This is a genomic window from Paenibacillus nuruki, assembly GCF_001721045.1.
Lineage (GTDB): Bacteria > Bacillota > Bacilli > Paenibacillales > Paenibacillaceae > Saccharibacillus > Saccharibacillus nuruki.
In genome coordinates, this window is the sequence record NZ_MDER01000031.1 from 223,105 (window position 1) to 243,078 (window position 19,974).

A 19,974-nucleotide genomic window follows, 5' to 3' on the forward strand; every position below is an offset into this window, starting at 1 on the left:
AAAAACTTCCAGTTTCTATAGCCCCTTATTCAGCTATGAGAAGTGCGTATATACTCCAAAAATCGTTTGGTTGCCGGTGATGCTTTTTTCAGTGAATGCACAGCTAATCCTAATGAACGATAGCTTGGATATTCCAGTTCGAGCATTTTGACGTTATGATCTCTGCCTTGCAATACAAGCTCTGGTAAAATGCTGATCCCCAGACTATTTTCGACCATCGCGATAATCGCATAATCATCTCCGACTGAAAATTTGATATCTGGTATAATCGCAAATCGTGACAACAATCGTCTCACATCATAATCTGATCCTTCACGTGGCATAATAAATGATTCAGTGGCAATACGTTCTAACGGAAAGCGATCCAGATGACTGAGCGGATGATCCAGCGGCACTATCGCTAACATCCGATCTTTTTTCAAAGGAATGACTTCGAATGAAGCTTGGCTAGGAATCGTAATAAATCCACAATCGATCTGTCCATTTGAGATCCAATCTTCAATCTCCTGATAATCGCCTTCGACTAATTTGAAATGGATATTCGGGTATTCTTGCTGAAAATACTTAATCATTCCAGGTAGCCAGTGTACCGATACACTTGTAAATGTACCGATTCTAATTGTTCCTGATTCTAATCCATGAATCGATGTTATCGTCTGCTTCAACTGTTCGTTCCAGTTCATAATCTCTGTGATGGGCTGAACTACCTGTTCTCCATTTACCGTTAATCGTACACCTGAACGATCTCGTAATAATAAAGGAAAGCCAAATTCAGTCTCCAAACTATGTATAATATGGCTTACTCCTGATTGAGTAAATCCCAGTGCTTCAGCCGCTTTGGTTAGACTGCCTAGCTCCACGACTTTTAACAGCACTTCGAATTTGTGAATACTCATGCGTGCGCCTTCTTCCCTTATGATCCGCTCTCTCGATGATCTCAAATAGCCATTAGTTTTACTCATGTGATACATGACAAACATTCAGTGTACTTGAGAATATAATATTACTATACTGAATTTGGAACATTTTGTTAATACGTTATTTTGAAGGTGGGACATCGTGAAGCAGTCTAGAGCAGACTTGTTAATTTTACTGGTGACGTTATGCTGGGGATCCTCGTATTTATTTATGAAAATGGGGCTAGGATCGCTATCTGAATATAATCTGATTGCGCTTCGCTTCGGGTTGGCATTTATATTAACAGGTATTTTATTTTTTAATCATTTACGCCGGATCGATTGGATAACACTTGGTTATAGTGCACTGATCGGACTTGCGTTATTCGCTGTGTTTGTGTTTATTATGTTCGGACTCAAAACAACCACCACTTCAAATGCTGGATTTCTTGTCAGCCTAACCGTTATTTTTGTACCGCTTATTCATTTTGTCGTATTTAAAAAGAAACTGCGTATGACTCAAACACTAGGAGTATTGTTAGCTATCGTAGGTATCGGGCTTCTGACATTAAGTGGCCCGCTGGGTATTCACTCTGGTGATCTGTTGTGCATTTTGGCATCAATCTGTTATGCCGTGTATATTTTACTTACCAGTGCGGCAGCCAAAATCGTTCGTAGTACACTGAATCTAGGAATATGTCAGCTTGGATTTGCTGGATTGTATGGATTGATCTTCTCCTTTATATTCGAGTCGCCACATCTTCCGTATACCCTTAATGGTTGGATTGCTGTGTTGGCTTTGAGTGTGGTATGTAGTGCTTTTGGATTTATTATTCAGCCTGTTGCGCAAAAGTATACTACACCAACACGTACAGGATTGATCTTCTGTATGGAGCCTGTATTCGCCGCTTTGTTCGCATTTCTATTTGAACATGAAGTTCTATCGCTTCAAGGTTATATCGGTGCAGGGATTGTTCTGCTGGGTGTTGTCGTATCTGAATGGAAATGGAAACCGCGCTGGACTCGCAATCAGCAACATCAAAAAGTTCAACCTCTAGATATCCAACAAAAAGAACCTGCACACCTCCCATAAAGGGTTGTATCAGGTTCTTTTTTTATGCTATTTTATTTCATTTAAAAAGCAGGTACAGCGATATCTGCATATTTATCTTGTAAAAATTGCTTCACTTCAGGGCCTGCCATCCGTGCTTTTAACTTCTGGATCGCTTCTGAATCTTTGTTATCTTCACGAGCGACTAGATTAATCGCAAATGTAGAATCTTCTTTTTCTGTAACCAGTGCATCTTTGACAGGTGTCAGATTCAATGGCTTCGCATACGCAGGCGTCATTGCGACAAGATCAGCTTCATCATACATACGGGCTAACATCAATAGATCAACTTCTTTAAATTCAAAGTTTTTGGGATTGGATGTAATATCGGCTTGAATCGCATTCATACCTACACCGTCTTTCAGTGTAATCATTCCTTCTTGTGCAAACATTTGTAAGGAACGACCGATATTGGAAGGATCATTTGCAATTGCAATCGTTGCTCCTTCAGGTAAAGCATTGATATCTTTATACTTTTTAGAGTAAGCACCATAGATAGCATTGTAGATCGGTTGAATAGCAACTAGATTTGCACCTTTACTTTCATTGTATTGCTTCATATAAGGGGCATGTTGGAAAAAGTTCGCGTCTACTTCTTTATTTGCTAATGCATCATTGGGCTGAATATTATCAGACAACACGATCACATCTAGATTAATACCATCTTCTTTGAGTAAAGGTTTAACCACATCCAAAATTTCAGTCATTGGTGGAATCAATGTAGCAATTTTGAGTGTAGTTTCTGTAGATGCACCTTCTGTTGCTATAGCTGGATCATTAGATGTTGTTGTTGTTGTATCTTGCTTCTGACCACATGCTACTAATAAAAGCATCATAGCGAACATCAAGATCATAATAGATTTGCGAGTTGTTAAAATATTGTTCATTGTTAAAGTTAGCCTCCATTAAAATATAATATTTCAAACCATTACCTAGCGTTTATCAAGTACTCTAGCGACCGTACTACCGATCAATTGTACCGCTTGTACCAAAATAATCATCAAAATGATCATATACACCATCACATCGGTCTCAAATCGCTGATAACCGTATCGAATCGCAAAATCACCAATTCCACCACCACCTACGATGCCAACAACGGTTGAATACGAAATAAAGCTAATCGTTGATGTGGTTAATCCAAGTACCAATCCAGATCGAGCTTCGACATATAAAAATTTGAAAATAATCTGCCATTTGGATGCTCCCATCGCTTGCGCAGATTCAACCACACCCCGGGGCACATCCAATAATGATTGTTCGACTAGCCGTGAATAATAAGCAATTGCGATAATCGATAACGGTACCGAAGCCGCTTCGGTTCCTATCGCTGTGCCTACCACCAGACGTGTAAATGGAATCAGAAATACAACCAGTAACAAAAATGGAAAAGAGCGAATCACATTAACCAGTGTATTAAGCACAGCTGCCACATACGTATTTTCGTATAATTGACCTTTTTTGCATAAATAAAGCATGGTTCCAAGAGGTAATCCCACTATAATAGCTGCTAATAGTGAAATACCGACCATTGAGAACGTTTCACCTATGGCTGACCAAATCTGCGACTGATACAGATCAAGCATTTCGCTAAACGTACGATCTTGATCCATTATTCACCCTCCTTATAGCCAAGCAATTGCTCGCGATAAGATAAGGTATATGCAGGCGATGCTGTAAATCCATCTTGCGCTCGTGAAAAGCTTTCGGTGATCTTTCCTTGTTCCATCACAGATACGGTATCGCATAGACTACGCACCACGTCCATCTCATGCGTGACAATCACAATGGTAACTCCTAATTGTTGATTAATCTGACGCAATACATCTAGAATACCGGCAGTGGTCTTAGGATCAAGCGCAGAGGTAGGTTCATCACATAATAACACTTGAGGATGGTTAGCGATTGCTCTAGCAATACCGACACGCTGTTTCTGTCCACCGCTGAGCTGTGCTGGATAAGCATTGCCTTTATCCAATAAGCCTACAAGTTCAAGACATTCTAGCACTCGTTGTTGCCGCTCAGACTTGGGTACTCCAGCCAATTCAAGCGGGATTTCAATATTTTTGCGAACTGTGCGATTATGAACCAGATTGAATTGCTGAAACACCATTCCAATCTGTTGTCTGGCTAAGCGAAGTTGATGATCTGATAATCCGGTTAAACGCTTACCATTTACAATGACTACACCTTGATCGGGACGTTCTAGAATATTCATCATCCGTAGTAATGTAGATTTACCTGCTCCACTACTGCCAATAATGCCATGAATCATACCCCGCTCAATATGCAGACTGACATCTTGCACAGCTGCATTCGTATTCCCTATCTTGCCAAAATATTTGCTCACGCTTTCCAGCGAAATCATTCCAGTTCCCTCCTCATCTCATAGCCGGTCTGATGAGAAACTTTTTATTCAATGTGTAATACAAATCTAGTGAAGCTGTTATACTCTATACTTCTGCTATATTATAAGGAATGTTGTATGCTGTGTCACTACTTTTATTTATATCATCACTAAATATTCATTTGTTATGCTGTTCTGCTTTATTTAGACAAAAAAACATCTTCTCTATACGCAGAGAAGATGTTCATATATCGATTCATCTGATTGTATCACTTAAACCATCTTTTATGAGTTTGGATGTTATTGTTGCTGTTCTTGTTTTTGCAAAAACTCACGTGTTTTGCGTAGATACTTCGGTGCATCCATCGGATCATCAATCATCATTTCGATCAAGCATAGTTTTTGATTTTGCTGTTGTTCAGCTTCTTGAATCGCTTGATCTAATTCTTGATTAGTATGCACTTGCATTGTATACGCATCTCCACCGAAGGCTTCGATTAATTTGGTATACTGCCATCTCGGAATATCGTTATACACTTGCTTATCAATATCCACTTTTACATTTAGATACTTTTCAATCGTATAGCCTTTATTATTGAGAACGAAAATAATCGGTTTGCATCCTTGTTCTAACATGGAGCTGATCTCTTGCACAGTTAATTGTAAAGATCCATCTCCTGTAAATAACAGCACACGACGATCAGGAGCCGCTATACATGCACCAAAAGCAGCCGGTGTGGCATATCCGATACTTTGCCAGCCCGCTTGCCCGATATATGTTGCACCTTCAGGCAATTGAAGCTGAGAAATACCATATGTGAATGTACCCGTCTCTGCAATCACAATATCATTTGCTGCTAATAATTGTTGAAAACGTGGATAGTAATTGCCTGCGTGTAAAGGTTGGTCTTTTTCAGCAGATAATAGCTTCTCCGTATCATATGGGAATTCAGTCACTACAATCTCTGCCTGACTTCTCCAATCCAATTGAGCTAGCGCTTCTAACATGTCTTTGGCAAGAATATTAGGATAAACAGATTCACCAATTTTGACATGATCCGGTTGGATATTAATCACTTTTTGAAAATCTAATTCAGCTGTAAAATTGGCTGTATTCAGGTCAGACCAGATCAAGCCTGCCGCAATCACAAAGTCTGCATTTTCGACTGTATGACGTACTTCCTCACTACCAAAAGTCCCTCCGTACATTCCGATATAATGCGGATGACGTTCATCAAATCCACTTTTACCCATCATCATCGAAGCCGCTGGAATATTCAGATTCTCAGCCACTTGTTGAACAGGCATTTGTAGATCGTAACGAAGAACAGGATTATCTGATAAAAGAGCCCCGTTATTCGAGGATTGAATTAACTGATCCGCATGCTTCACTGCCGCTTGCAACGAATTGGAATGAGTAGATACTTGTAACGACGGTTCAATATGAGTCGTAATCGATTCTAATACCTGATCCAGAGCAAGCACTAGATAAACAGGCTTTTTAGTTGTCTTGGCAATATGAATCGCCTGTGGAATCTCTATCATTGCATTTTCTGGCGTTACGACTGCACTATAAGCTGTAATAGGCTCATACGCTTGACGGAACACATCATAATTTCCATCGAGTAAGCTATGATGCATCAACTGATGATCTTGCTGTGCTTGAGACTTGGGAGCACCTACAATATGAATAATCGGTACACTTTCACTATAAGCGCCTGCAATCGCATTACATGCGCTCATTTCTCCAACACCAAATGTCGTGATTAAAGCAGATAGCCCTTTGATTCGGGCATAACTATCTGCCGCATATCCAGCATTCAGCTCATTGCGTCCGGTTATAAATTCAATACCTTCGTATTCTTCTAACGTATCTAATAAAGTGAAATTATAATCACCAGGTATCCCAAAAACTTCAGTCAGTCCTTCACGCTTGAGACAATCGAGTAGATATTGACCTAACGTAATATTTGTTACAGACATTATTTTTTCCTCCTGTGTATTGCTAATGGTTAAGCTTTGTTATCGTTGTATTCTTGCCATAGTCCCTGTCTTGCTTTAAAGACATTACCCTATTTCAGAAGAATTATTGCCATTTTTTGATATTTTCTTTAACTGATCTTTAGTTTCGTAAGTATAATCAACACAAAAAAAGTGGTCTTCTAATAGATAGAGACCACTTTTTGTTGGATTATTTTGTTGAAAATCAGATTAGAGTTGTACCCATATTACGTCTGCTTCTAGTTTGGTTGGAAACACAGTCACCTGTCCTTCATCCGGTGCTTGCACAAGACCTGTTCGCAAATCAATCTGCCAATCATACAGCGGATCATATAAGATATGCCCGGATACAATCCCTTCTGCAATAGGGCCACCTTTAGGATGAGGGCTTTTATTTTCTAATGCAAAGACTTCTTCATTGGAAGTACGGAAAATAGCCAATTCTATCTCTTTCAATTGCACCACACGTCCAATCTGTGGCAAAAATTGATCGATGGATCCGATCGGATAAAATGTTTGAGTATCATTCATTATGCTTCTTCTCCTTTAGACTTCCATTTTATGAAAAAGAGCTTCACGAGTTGGTGTATCGTTAATCACTTTTTGCCAAGGATCTTCGACTTGTGCCAGTGCAAGATCGACCCGTTCAATCAATTGTTGACGATTTTCTACATTGGTCACAACAGCTTCATAAATAGTTGGTAGCCCGATACGTTCTACCCATTCCGATGTTCTTTCCAAGTATTTACCTGTTTCGCGGTAGTATTGAATAATCGCTCCACAAAGATCAATCAGTTCTTGATCGGTTTTCACTTTGCAGAATGAATCGGCTAGACGGGCTTTGATCCCTCCGTTGCCTCCGATAAAGATTTCCCAGCCGCCATCGTTACCAACGATTCCGATATCTTTAGTACACGATTCTGCACAGTTACGAGGACAACCGTTGACTGCCATTTTGAATTTGGCAGGGAAATCTAAGCGTTCAAAGCGACGTTCCAGATCAGCACCCATACCCATCGAATCCTGTGTTCCAAAACGGCAATATTGAGCACCTACACATGTTTTAACTGTTCGTAACGATTTGGCATACGCATAACCGGAAGGCATATCTAATTCTTCCCAGACTTTTGGCAAATCTTCTTTCACTACACCGATCAAGTCGATCCGTTGTCCACCCGTCATTTTCACTGCTTGTACATTATATTTGACAGATACATCAGCGATCCGTTTTAATTCTTCCGGTGTAGTTACACCACCATACATCCGTGGAACAACAGTATACGTACCGTCTTTTTGAATATTAGCATTCATTCGTTCATTCACAAATCTAGATGATTTCTCATCTTGGTATTGTGCTGGATCAAGCATACCTAGATAATAATTGATCGCTGGACGGCATTTCGAACAACCTTCAGGTTGCTTCCACTCTAGTACATTCATTACTTCTTTAATGGTTTTAAGTCCTTTTTCTTTGATTCCAGCAACTACTTCATCACGACTAAGTGGTGTACAGCTACACATGCCCTGACTGGCTCCAATCGTGGCTCCGTCACCCAGTACATATTGCAAAATTTGTTCAACAACAGGCTTACATCCACCACATGAACGGCTTGCTCCGGTACATGCTTTGATCTCATCGACCGTTGTTAATCCTTTTTCTTGAATAGCGCTGACAATATCAAGCTTGGTGACACCGTTACAACCACACACGATCTCACTATCTGCCATCGTATCGACAGATGATTTCTTTTTGCTATGATCGCATCCGCCTGTACCCATCAATTCGGCATATAATTCATCGGTCATCGGTGCACCATCACGAATCAACTTTTGCAATGGAGCCGCATCCGTAATATCTCCAAAAAGAACAGCACCGACAATCGTTTGATCTTCTAAAATGATTTTTTTATACGTGCGTTTCCAATCATCACGCGCTGTAATCACTGATTGGTGTTCATTTTCAATAAATACGCCTGCTGAAAATACATCTACACCGGAAATTTTGAGTTTGGTTGAGACCACCGAACCTTCATACGGCTGAGTATCAATCCCGCATATATGTTTCGCCAAAATCATTCCTTGTTCAAACAGTGGAGCAACCAATCCATAACAACTTTCTCTATGTTGTACACATTCACCTACAGCGTAGATGTTATCTACAGAAGTCTGCAAATAGTCATTCACAATAATGCCTCGACCGGTCTCGATGTTGCTTTCTTTGGCGACTGCAATATTAGGCTTAATTCCTGCCGCCATAACGACGAATTGAGCAGGCAATGTCGTACCGTCTTTGAATACCAATTGCTCTACTCGTTCTCCACCTAGTAGTTCAACTGTCTGTGCACCCATCAAGAATTTGATACCTTGACGTTCTAATTCTTTACGTAACATCGATGCGGCTACAGAATCCAATTGACGCTCCATCAGATCATCCATTAAGTGGACGACTGTGACATCCATTCCTAGACTCACCAATCCTTTAGCGGCTTCTAGTCCTAACAATCCTCCACCAATAACAGCGGCTTGTGGATAATGGGCAGCGGCATCGATCATTTGATGGCAATCGGCGATATCACGGAAACCAACAACTCCTTGTTTGTCATGACCCGGTATCGGTAAAATAAACGATTGCGATCCTGTGGCGATAATCACTTTGTCGTATGGAACCATCATTCCATTATCCGTATGAATTATTTGTTGCCCGGCATCGATACGTGTCACGGTTGTACCTGTATGCAGTGTGATTTGATTTTGCTCATACCATTCATGACTATTCAAAATAATATCGTCTATCGTCTGCGTACCTTCCAAAACATAAGACAACATAATCCGGTTATAGTTCGGATGTGGCTCACTGCCAAATACCGTAATATCGTATTGTCCACCTAATTTAATAATTTGTTCTAACGTTGCGACCCCCGCCATACCGTTACCTATTAGAACCAGTCGTTCTCTTATTGCTGTCATATCAAAATCCCCCTTTTTTGATGTGAATCTATATGCGATTTGTTCCATGAGTATGTTATATATAAAACAATCTTTAATATCTAAAATTTATTGGTTTATATTCAGTATATCCATCTTACTTTCTATATGTAGTGATCTAAATCACAAGCTTTTCGAAATATAAAGACACAAAATAACCCTTTTTATCAAATTGGTCATTAGAATGTATCCATTTTGCAAGGGAACCCGTCTATTCGACACGATAGATGGGCTTATAGTGCCATGTGCAAAAAAAGAAGCTATGACAAAATACAAATTAGCTTAGAAGATTAATCATAAAAGCAATGGAGGGTTATAATGACCAAAACATTTAAATACAGGCTTGAACAACAAACAGCCTATGAACATAGTGGTGGCCAAATGCGTGAGGTGTCTGTCGCAGACTTTCCTGTATCCACAGCGATGACTGGTGTATCGTTACGACTGGCTCCGGGAACATTAAGAGAATTACACTGGCATGCCAATGCTTCTGAATGGGGTTATGTCGTTAGTGGCAGTTGTCGAACAACGATTCTACATCCTGATGGAACAACGTACATAGATAACTTTAATAGTGGAGATGTATGGTATTTTCCCAAAGGCTACGGTCATTCGATTCAAGGCATGGGACCGGATGAATGTCATATTATTCAGATTATGAATAACGGTTCGTTTACCGAAAAACATACCTTTAGTATTACCGACTTTATCGCCCAGACTCCGATCGAATTAGTCGCTCAGAATCTAGGTATTTCGATTGAAGATGCACAACGTTTGCCGAAAAAGGAATCTTATTTTGCTTACGGGCAGGTACCGGATGATTCTACTTTGGATGCTACAGCACGTAGCGCTACAGGGCTTACCAGTATGCATCGCTATCCACTAATGGCTCAAGATCCCAAGCGTGTTCCCGGCGGAGGTACAGAACGGGTCGCTTCTGCACGCCTATTCCCGATTTCTACCAATATGACAGGAGCGATTATTGAGATTCAGCCGGGCGCACTACGAGAAATGCACTGGCATCCAAATACAGACGAATGGCAATATTATATAAGTGGTACAGCACGTATGGCTGTTTTTTTGGGTCAAGGAGAATTGATTGAAGATCAGTTTGAAGCTGGAGATGTGGGTTATGTTCCAGAAGGAGCAGGGCATTACATTTATAACAATGGAACTGAAGTGTGTCGTATCTTAGTAGGCTTTAACCACGGGCAACATGAGACGATTGATCTGACCAAATGGATCTCCAGTACACCAAACGATGTTCTAGCGACTAATCTAGAAATCAACCGTGAACAAGTGAGTCAATTGCCTCAACGTCACTGGTTTATCGCTCCTGCCGCTTTGCAGTAAACCGTTTAATATTGCATTTTACATCTACATCTACATCTACATCTACATCTACATCTACATCTACATCTACACATGATGCTATTTGAGAATGTGGATACTTATACAGTTTGTAGAAATAAGATTATTGATACTATTTATTGATATATACTGAACCTGAATATCATGCTAATGATGATTTTAGTTTGTCCCAAAGAGTGACTGCACTTATCCTATTTTTATAAAAAAGATCATGCCAATACACCATTATCTACATTGAGATATCCAAGTACGTACGGTACCTGGCGTAGAGTGTATCGCATGATCTTTTTTTATATGGATTTGTATATGAAAAGGAACATGATTGTTCGTTATTGATAAAATTATCGCTCTCTAGTATTACTCTATTAAAATAAGAAGGCAGTGACTCCTATTATTCTAGTAAAAAATCACAGGTATGTTCATCGACAACTTGAATATGATTTTGCCGAAAAAGAGCGGCTGTTAAGCCAGAGCCAATGATCTTATTTCCGCTAAATGTACCATCATAGACCATCTGACTTCCGCAAGAAGGGCTGTTGGCTTTTAGTACTGCTACTGTAATCTTTGCTTGTTGCGCTTGTTCCAAAGCGACTAAAGCTCCTGCTTTGAATGATTCGGTGACATCTTCACCCGATACAGTCATCACTTTGGCTGTTCCAGACCAGACATCTTCGGCTGTTCCGCCTACAATTTCTGCTGGTTCGCGTGGTGTAGTCAGACCTCCTAACACTTCCGGGCAAAAAGCGATCGCTTTGCCTTGCTGAATCAGTTGATCTAAAGGTTGCACTAAATTGCTTCTACCATCATACCTACAGGCTATTCCTGTCAGGCAGGCACTGATGCCAATCATGCTCCACTCCTCCTTTTTACCTACTTTTTTCCAAATCGATCAAATCTCTTCAAAAGGATCGTGATTAGGATGGGTTCCATCGATCATTTCAGTCGAAGATTCTGCAAACGATTCTTCTAATTGCTGATCGAGTTGCTGTTCATCAGCAATACTTTGAATATCTTCCGAGCTAATACTGATATAGATATAACCATCTGCTTGTTGCTTTTTCAACGCTTTTTCTTTAAAAAATCGAGGGCTTCCTTCGCCTCCGTCTTCATCATAAACTAGTAAAATACCGTCTGTTTTGCGAAATAACAAATCATCCCGAGCTGTAAATTGCCAGATTCCTTGATAGGGCTGTTTACTGACTAGACCGTAATAATCGACACCTTTACAAATCTCTTCATAATACGTCTTTTTATCTTCACTCCACTTTTCTTCAGGATTCGCAAAAGCAGAAAGAATAGATAGTCGTAACTGAGGATATTGTTCTTTTAGAGCAATCACCACTTCACAAGCCCAGAGATCAACGCCATACTGCCCGGGCGTAATCACCCACTCTAATCCTTCTTCGATCAGTGGTATTAATTTGCTTCGTAGTGCCTGCTGAATAAAGGGAATCCCTTCATGCTTTTGTCCAAAAATATTCAATTCATGTGCACGATAACCGGTCACCAATAAATTCTTCATGCCTTGCTGTCCTCCGCTTCTGTTCATGCTCTTATTCCATCATAACATGAAGCGAAATAAAGCAAAAACCGACCGGTATGAAATACGAAGAATAGTCAATTTTGATACATGATAAAAAAATAAACCTACTCAGTATCAACACTGAATAGGTTTACTTCATAAGATTCGATTATTTTCTGTATACCATTATCTTTTATTGCATGTGGTCACACTGATATCACAAAGTGCTTAGGTTCCCATTTTCTTACGTTGGTTATTTACTTTTTTGGTCATCTGGCTTTTCATCTTTTTACCGCCGCCATCAAATCCATTATTAGAGCCTTTACCTTGTTGGTTTGCTTGCTTTTTCATTGCTAACAAACGTTTAGCCGCTTCAGCCTGGCTGACTTTTTGTGCTTGCTTGGATTCTTCTGTTACTTCATTGTGTTCTTGTTCTGTACTCATTGTGTTCACCTCAATTTCATCATAGCATAAGGGATGGTTCAACTCCACGAATACTTTATCTTCTTAAGCTATTTATACCTTTAAAGGATTGCCATATACGTTCCATATGAAGCAACTGATATTCATCATCAAATACCAATTGATACACATCTGGATTAGACAAAGCTTGCCAGTGTTCAAATTGAATCTGATCATTATAATATTTGAGTAAAAGCGATATTAAATTGCCATGCGAGACCACTGCAATCTGCTTCGCATCTGTACGTATAGCTTTATCAAGCACAGCGATCCCTCGATCCATCGCTTGCCGACTCGATTCTCCACCGGCATAACATAGATCCAAATCGTCAAATGTTAACTTTAACTTTTCTAACCAATCGGGTAGATTGTCCTGAGACAAGACTCGTTCTTGCAAATTGATATCGGTATGAATCGATAATGATTTTTTAACAGCAAGCGGTTCGATCGTGCGATAAGCCCTCTCATAAGGACTAGATACAATATAATCGATCGGAATATCATTGAAACAATCAGCTAACTGGAGTGACTGTTCTTGCCCGAGTGTAGTTAAGCGTGCATCAGGTGCTTGTCCTTCTGCCTGACAATGACGAATAAGAAAAATATGCTTCATCGGTCACGTCTCCTTGATCTTGCTTCATCTGTGCGATCCAAGGCTGATACATACATATATCAAGATTAATCGATAGCGATACCCAAACGCTTCACCAGATCAGTCAAATCTTGCCCTTTCAAAGCACCTTCTACTAATGCCGGTAATAGAGCTGGTGTACAAGCAAAGCTAGGGGTTCCATCACGAGTGAACTTTTGAGCTAATTGCTTATCATAAAAAGGCTTACCTTCATCGGACAAAGCAAGCAAACATAGTGTTTTGACACCTGCTTCTTTCAATTCACGCATCCGGCGAATTAGACGGGCTTGACTGCCACCTTCATAAAGATCAGAGATCAGAATAAATAGCGTTTTTTTCGGTTCCTCGATAAATTGTTCACAATAAGCGACTGACTTATCAATATTGGTTCCCCCACCTAGCTGTATCCCGAATAACATATCAACCGGATCGTTGTTACATTGTTCTGTCAGATCGACAACACTGGTATCAAAAGCCACCACTCTTGTATCCAGTGCAGGCATACTCGCAAAAATAGAAGCAGTCACCGACGCCCAAATAATCGAATCTGCCATCGAGCCACTCTGATCAATATCAATAATGACTTTCCATTCGTGACTACGACGTGCACGATCGAAATAATAGAATTTCTCAGGAATGATCTGACGACGTTCTTGATTATAATGTTTGAGATTACGCTGAATTGTGCGCTTCCAGTCAATTCCACTTAACGAAGGCAATGGTGAATGTTGACGACGATTAAGCGCTCCTGTTACAGCACGGCGTATATCTTGTTCTAATCGTTTGACCAGATCATCGACAACAGACTGGATCAGTATGCGCGCAGTTTCTTTTGTTTTTTCAGGAATTTTACCTTTTAACGCCATTAATGTACCCACCAGCGTAATATCCGGCTTTACTTGAGATAATACTTCAGGTTCAAATAAAAGCTGTTTCCATCCTTTACGTTCCATCGCATCATTCTGGATAATAGATACCACATCTTCTGGAAAAAAAGTACGTACATCTCCCAGCCAGCGTGTTAATGTTGGCGAAGAAGGACCTTTACCTGCTCCTTTTCCACCTGTATTACCGCCTCCGGAATTACCTCCCTGACCTGATGTATCATCATAAATAGCTGCCAATGCTTGATCCATAATCTTTTCTTCTTCTGTAAGTGTAATTCCTTCAATTGCACTTGAAGTCTGACGCTCCAATTGTTGCTCGGCATCAGCTCCTAGAATCAACCGCCAACGGGACAATCTTTGATGTTCATTATCAGTAGGATTCATCATCAAAAGTCTTCGAAATCAAAATCATTCAGGTCATCAATCATTTTGGCTTCTTCCTCCTTCAATTCTTCCGTCAGGATTTCAGCAGCTTGTTCGGTATTCACACCCCATAATTCGCCTAGCAGTTCAGCAATCATATTTTTCTCAGATGGCGAAAAGGTACTAAATGCACGTCTTAAAAATACAAGAGCACGTACAAAATCATCATCTTCTAATGATTCAATATATTGATGAAGTTGCTCCCATAAGCTTGTACGTGACAATAACATATAGCGATTACGACTGGATAGTCCTTCGAACCAACCTGCTCCCAGATCAGCAGGTACACCTGGCGATAATCGTCTCGATACCTCTGCCGCTAGTTGTGTTGCCGACACCTGATTACGCTCAATCAATAACGAACAAGCGAACCCGGATAATTTGGCATTCAAATCGTCTCGTTCCATCACTTCAGTAAGTTGCTCTAGCCATAATTGGTAATCCAGTTGCTCGATATGATCCAGTCCTATCGTATGCAGTTCGCTAATCGACTTCATCATTTCATGGGCTACTTCATCATTACACTGACAGCTAGTCACCAGAAATAAAGAAGCACGCGTGAATAACTGCTCTAATAATGGGATCAAAGGCATCGTATCTATGCGGCGAAGATCACCATATTGAATAATTTTGGATAAGCTTCTGGCGGCTAATGTAATCTGGATAACATCTTGATTATCGACAGCCAGTCGTTGTAGCGTCTGGCGACCATTTTCTAACTGCGTAACCATGCCACTTTCACAAGCGATTAAGATCAGGTCAGATGCTTCTGCAATCGTCAAACAATGATCTAACTTTTGCTGTAATACATAAGCGGCGGCAATTTCTACCGTTTCACCTAGCAACGTCGATTCTACCACTTGAATCTCCACTTCAGGCGACCACTGAATAATCCAACGTTCTGCCCATGTGGCTTGATCTTGCTGAGTCTGTTGTTGTTGGACAAAATGGATATTTAACAGACGTAAGCGATGAAATAAAAAAGAGCGGTGAAGATCCAAAAAAGCCGACTCTTTCGATTGCACACGCCGATTTTCACGTAAATCTAGCATCAGGTCTTGAGCGATTGTGGTTTTGTATTTGGTTAATTTCAATTGTTGTAATAAGCGATTGAGATCATCTTGAATAGGAGTCTGACTGACCCCCTCAGCAAGCTGTCCAATCGTTGTTCCTACGTTGATCTGAGCTAACGATTCAGCGATCACCAATAGATCACCATGTCCGAGTAAAGTCTGTGCCGCATCCTGTAGATCACGCAACACTGGAATGCTTCCTCCATGTAGAGCAGATAGAGATTGTGCCATCCGTACCGCTTCGATCACTTCAGCCGTAGAACGATGTGTACCTGCTTTACGCAATAATCGAGCTACAGAAGATAAATAAAGATGAGGCAATTCATCTAAGGCCTCACGGTTCATTTGTTGCCACATCATTTCATAATAATGAGGAGCATGATTCCCTGCACCATAGCCAGACATCGACGACAATTTATAGTAAGAATAAGGCATCAATGTTAGCTTGGTTGAAGATGAAGGCAGACTTTGCAATTCTTGATCTGTCATGATATCTGATACATGACTAAGTGCGGCGGCATGATAAGCTCCACAGACTACGAGAATGTCTTCCGGTTGATAACCACTTTCAATCGTTTGCTTAATCTGTCGACGCATATACGATTCTCGAATCGCATTATAAGCATGTTCGCTAGCGGAAGAATGTTGTTCTTCTGCTTCTGTTAATTCACGCATCTGCTCTGAAAACTGCAAAATGGCTTGCCGGTACGCATGTTCATTTAAATTATGTTCATAATTGCGTTCCCAATACATATCATAGTCATCTTCCCCGGACAATTGCGCAATCTGATCATACAGCGATTCATGTACAGCTTCATGCAAGACTTCTGCTTGAGGCGTGAATTGTTCGGGATCAGGTGTAGGCGATGATTCTGCTCGTTGCTGTTGTTCATGCTTACGCATATCTTGTAAAGCAATCATGACCGATGAAGGTAAATCGATAAATACAGATTGAGCTTTATGATCGGCTGCCCATTTCATCGCCTGATATTCAGGAGAGTATGACGCTAGCGGCCATAATGCAGTACGTACAGGCAATTCTTCGGTAAAAGCTAGAATCGCAATCGGCGGCTTCGTCTGGCGCTGTGTAATATGCCTAATCTCTGAACTGGCATCAGAAGGACCTTCGATCAAAATAATTTTGGGCTTGATCCGATTCAGATCATCAAGTAGATGCTTTGAGCCACCAGGGGAAAGGTGACGCACTCCGAAAATATGCACACCGATACCAAGCTCAAGCTGGCTACTCACTCGTTCATCTCCTTACATGCTTGATACAGACCACGCCACTGTTCTCCCCGCTTTTTCATGACATTATCCAAGTACTCTTTCCAGACAATACGATCTTTATCATCGTCTTTGACAATAGCCCCTTGTAAGCCTGCGGCAAGATCTTCATCGGTTAATTCTCCGTTACCAAAGCTTGCGGCTAACGCCATACTATTCGTTAATAAAGAGATTGCTTCTGCGGTCGAAATCACACCTGCCGGAGATTTTAATTTATCTTTGCGATCCAATGTCATTCCGCTACGTAGTTCACGGAATATCGTCACTACTTTGAGCAATGCTTCATCTGCCGGTACAGCAGCTTGCAGATCATAGGCAAAAGCAATTTCACCTACTCGTTTGCGTACGATATCCATTTCATTCTCCAGACTCGATGGAGCTGGTAACACAATAATATTAAACCGTCGCTTGAGTGCCGCAGACATTTCATTAACTCCACGGTCACGTGTATTAGCAGTAGCAATAATCGAGAACCCTTTACGAGCATTCATTTCTTTACCTAATTCCGGTACAGCAATCGTTTTTTCGGACAAAATCGAAATTAACGCATCTTGCACTTCCGAAGCACAGCGTGATATCTCTTCAAAGCGAGCGATACCGCCAAGTTCCATCGCACGCATAATTGGACTTTGTACCAAAGCTTCTGGTGTAGGGCCATTAGCCAGTAACATCGCGTAATTCCATGAATAGCGAACATGTTCTTCACTCGTTCCTGCTGTTCCCTGTACAACCAGATTAGAGTGTCCATAGATAGCTGCCGCCAAATTTTCAGATAACCAAGACTTTGCTGTTCCGGGTTCACCAATTAATAAAAGGGCACGATCAGTAACCAGCGTTGCAATTGCCATTTCTACCAAGCGACGATTACCAATATATTTAGGTGTAATTGGAACTTTACCTGCTTGACCACCTGTAATAAACGTCAATACCGATTGCGGTGACATTTGCCAGCCCGCAGGAATTTTGCCACTATCATGTTGACGTAAAGCTTCTAACTCGTGCGCATACAATAATTCTGCCGATTGTCTCATCGTATCTTGTAAAGATTCAGGTGTACTCATTATTTCATCCCTTTCAGTGTGTGGATTACGAACTCTAATTGTTCTGCTGCATATCCTCTGAATTTGGGAATAGTAGCTTCCCGATTTTCCGGTAATAAGGCTTCTAAGCGTTCTATATCTTCAACAGGGAATTCTAAAAAAGAATGAATAATATAAGGTTCAAACATATATGAATTTGAATTACGACGATCATCAATCGCTTGCCACATCAGTTCACGTTTATCTTCTTTGGATATGCCTAGACGTTCTTCAAGAGCACGTAAAATCAGAGTAGCTGTGCGATTGCGGAATTCTGGATTATCCTTCAATTTTTGTCGTAAAAATTCGTCTACCCCTTTAACACCCGGACGAGCCAGACCGGCTACCAGTTCTACATCATCTTGTTTCATTGCAAATTCCAACCAGCGCTTATCCCATTTTTGTTCGATTTCTGCTAATGGTAAAATCTTTTGCGTATACGCATGCTGTTCTTCATGACCTAATGAGAAACTTTCATACCCATTTTCGATTAGCATTGGTCGCATCGTAGCGATTACTTTACCAAGACGTGCTTTGGCATCTTTATTGATTTTGGCTTTCATTTGAGACACGACTCCACCTACATACTGATCGTAGACTTGTTCTGGAGACAAAATCTGGATCGATAAACGGAAAGCTGAGGGTACAAAATTAGCATCTTTTTCAGACACTTCATATAGCAATTCCAAGTCTTCTAGACTTCCTCTATATTCGATATAACTAGCAGCATCCCATAATAGATTACGCCAATCTGTAATCTGATTCGTCGCACTTAGGTTGTACAAATAAGTATAATGTTTTAGCATATCCTGATAACTTTGATGCACCGTTTCATTCGGGCTATGTGTCCACATTTTGCTAAATAATAATAATCGTTCAGCTAATTTTTCAAGTGCTTTGTGATCTATAGATTCTTGTTGTTCTGATTGGATGGCTTGCTCGACATCTTTGGCAAAAGCGACAGCTAACTGATCTTCTAAGGCTTGTGACACCTCTTGATAACGAACCGCATCGACAATGTATTCCAAGTCTTTGCCGTTTGAAGCTTCTAACAGACAAGCAATGGCTTGATTCGACGAACTACCCGCCAGTGCATAATAAGCAGATGCACGTACATTTTTCTTTTTATCTTTGGTCCACTGAATCAATTCAGGCACATATTCTTCATGACCTACTAGAAAACGAATCGCTGTCGCACGTATATCCTCTGAAGCCGATCGAGCGAGTTCACTGTATACATCAAGTAGATCCAATTGATGTTCTTCCGCAATCGTATGAATCGCTGTTAGCTTACGTACTTCTTTCTTATCTCCTTGAGGGTCAAAAATATCTCTTAAATAAGGAAGAATCGCCAGTCCATATGCCGGTACAATCTTACGCGTCATCAACTCTGCAATTTCAGAATAAGGATCATATAATCCTTCAATAGCCAGTGGCATTAACCGGGAATCTTGGAAAATGCCTTCTTTGAATGCTTGTTCAATCACTTCAAGACGTCCACCACCTGTAGTTGATAAAGCTTGCACGACAGGCGCTAATTTGCGATAAGAATACGAGGTGATAGGTACAATAGAATGTTCCTGTTGCTCCATTCCTAAAGGCTTAAGATCACCTGCTACCGTCGCATTTCCCTGTGTATGCAGGACAGAAGATAATAGTAACGTGAGATTCTGTAGACGTTCTGAGCTACTGCTATCATGGGTCTCATCCAATACATTCTGAATACTATCTCCAAGACGCTTGAAAATCGGTGCTTTTTCCCCTAACTGCTGAAATCGAGGTAATAATTTGCGTAGCCGTATATCTTCGACTGCTAATTCACTACCTGCAATATAGAGCCGTCTTGTTTCTTGATACAATTCTTGTAATAACGCTGTACTCATACGTGTAACCTCCTAT

At 40.6% G+C, this 19,974-nt stretch carries 17 protein-coding genes; 2 read left to right on the forward strand and 15 right to left on the reverse strand.

The window, feature by feature from the left end; genetic code table 11:
* Positions 1-29: 29 nt before the first annotated feature.
* The gene (locus PTI45_RS06700; RefSeq protein WP_069326764.1) at positions 30-896 is read right to left on the reverse strand and encodes a LysR family transcriptional regulator; all 867 of its coding nucleotides are present in this window, start codon (positions 894-896) and stop codon (positions 30-32) included.
* 163 nt (positions 897-1,059) lie between these two features.
* Here PTI45_RS06700 and PTI45_RS06705 point away from each other — a divergent pair, with 163 nt between their 5' ends.
* Positions 1,060-1,989: a DMT family transporter gene (locus PTI45_RS06705; protein WP_069326765.1), complete on the forward strand. Its 930-nt coding sequence runs from the start codon at positions 1,060-1,062 to the stop codon at positions 1,987-1,989.
* Between the two features lie 41 nt (positions 1,990-2,030).
* Here the strand turns inward: PTI45_RS06705 and PTI45_RS06710 are convergent, their stop codons facing one another.
* From PTI45_RS06710 to nirB, 6 genes are all read right to left on the reverse strand, one after another.
* The gene (locus tag PTI45_RS06710; RefSeq protein WP_069326766.1) at positions 2,031-2,894 is read right to left on the reverse strand and encodes a MetQ/NlpA family ABC transporter substrate-binding protein; all 864 of its coding nucleotides are present in this window, start codon (positions 2,892-2,894) and stop codon (positions 2,031-2,033) included.
* Positions 2,895-2,939: 45 nt separating this feature from the next.
* Positions 2,940-3,620 (reverse strand): methionine ABC transporter permease, encoded by a 681-nt coding sequence (locus tag PTI45_RS06715; RefSeq protein ID WP_069326767.1) that lies wholly within the window; start codon positions 3,618-3,620, stop codon positions 2,940-2,942.
* Entirely contained in the window at positions 3,620-4,375 is a 756-nt protein-coding gene (locus PTI45_RS06720) for a methionine ABC transporter ATP-binding protein (protein ID WP_069326768.1), read from the reverse strand. The genes PTI45_RS06715 and PTI45_RS06720 overlap by 1 nt, the downstream gene beginning before the upstream one ends.
* Positions 4,376-4,654: 279 nt before the next feature.
* The gene (locus PTI45_RS06725) at positions 4,655-6,337 is read right to left on the reverse strand and encodes an alpha-keto acid decarboxylase family protein (protein WP_069326769.1); all 1,683 of its coding nucleotides are present in this window, start codon (positions 6,335-6,337) and stop codon (positions 4,655-4,657) included.
* 228 nt (positions 6,338-6,565) lie between these two features.
* Positions 6,566-6,886, reverse strand: a complete 321-nt coding sequence (gene nirD / locus PTI45_RS06730) for a nitrite reductase small subunit NirD (protein WP_069326770.1) — start codon at positions 6,884-6,886, stop codon at positions 6,566-6,568.
* Between the two features lie 15 nt (positions 6,887-6,901).
* The gene (gene nirB, locus PTI45_RS06735; RefSeq protein WP_069326771.1) at positions 6,902-9,322 is read right to left on the reverse strand and encodes a nitrite reductase large subunit NirB; all 2,421 of its coding nucleotides are present in this window, start codon (positions 9,320-9,322) and stop codon (positions 6,902-6,904) included.
* Between the two features lie 336 nt (positions 9,323-9,658).
* Here nirB and PTI45_RS06740 point away from each other — a divergent pair, with 336 nt between their 5' ends.
* A complete protein-coding gene (locus PTI45_RS06740) occupies positions 9,659-10,693 on the forward strand; it encodes a cupin domain-containing protein (protein WP_069326772.1) in 1,035 nt (344 codons plus the stop codon).
* Positions 10,694-11,102: 409 nt separating this feature from the next.
* On the opposite strand, the gene PTI45_RS06745 is transcribed toward PTI45_RS06740, so the two are convergent.
* The 8 genes from PTI45_RS06745 to PTI45_RS06780 all read right to left on the reverse strand — a co-directional run bounded on the left by PTI45_RS06745 (position 11,103) and on the right by PTI45_RS06780 (position 19,958).
* Positions 11,103-11,561, reverse strand: coding sequence for a 2-thiouracil desulfurase family protein (locus tag PTI45_RS06745; RefSeq protein ID WP_069326773.1), 459 nt, complete (start codon positions 11,559-11,561; stop codon positions 11,103-11,105).
* Positions 11,562-11,600: 39 nt separating this feature from the next.
* Positions 11,601-12,233 (reverse strand): SLOG family protein, encoded by a 633-nt coding sequence (locus PTI45_RS06750; RefSeq protein ID WP_069326774.1) that lies wholly within the window; start codon positions 12,231-12,233, stop codon positions 11,601-11,603.
* Positions 12,234-12,461: 228 nt separating this feature from the next.
* Positions 12,462-12,677 (reverse strand): hypothetical protein, encoded by a 216-nt coding sequence (locus PTI45_RS06755; protein WP_069326775.1) that lies wholly within the window; start codon positions 12,675-12,677, stop codon positions 12,462-12,464.
* Between the two features lie 55 nt (positions 12,678-12,732).
* Positions 12,733-13,308, reverse strand: coding sequence for a histidine phosphatase family protein (locus PTI45_RS06760; protein ID WP_069326776.1), 576 nt, complete (start codon positions 13,306-13,308; stop codon positions 12,733-12,735).
* Positions 13,309-13,373: 65 nt separating this feature from the next.
* Positions 13,374-14,600, reverse strand: a complete 1,227-nt coding sequence (locus PTI45_RS06765) for a VWA domain-containing protein (RefSeq protein ID WP_083243392.1) — start codon at positions 14,598-14,600, stop codon at positions 13,374-13,376.
* Positions 14,600-16,960, reverse strand: a complete 2,361-nt coding sequence (locus tag PTI45_RS06770; RefSeq protein ID WP_245703442.1) for a DUF5682 family protein — start codon at positions 16,958-16,960, stop codon at positions 14,600-14,602. Before PTI45_RS06770 ends, PTI45_RS06765 begins: the two co-directional genes overlap by 1 nt.
* Complete coding sequence (locus PTI45_RS06775; protein WP_175425134.1) at positions 16,957-18,057, reverse strand: AAA family ATPase; 1,101 nt, start codon at positions 18,055-18,057, stop codon at positions 16,957-16,959. The genes PTI45_RS06770 and PTI45_RS06775 overlap by 4 nt, the downstream gene beginning before the upstream one ends.
* Positions 18,057-19,958: a HEAT repeat domain-containing protein gene (locus tag PTI45_RS06780; RefSeq protein ID WP_069326778.1), complete on the reverse strand. Its 1,902-nt coding sequence runs from the start codon at positions 19,956-19,958 to the stop codon at positions 18,057-18,059. The genes PTI45_RS06775 and PTI45_RS06780 overlap by 1 nt, the downstream gene beginning before the upstream one ends.
* Positions 19,959-19,974 lie beyond the last annotated feature (16 nt).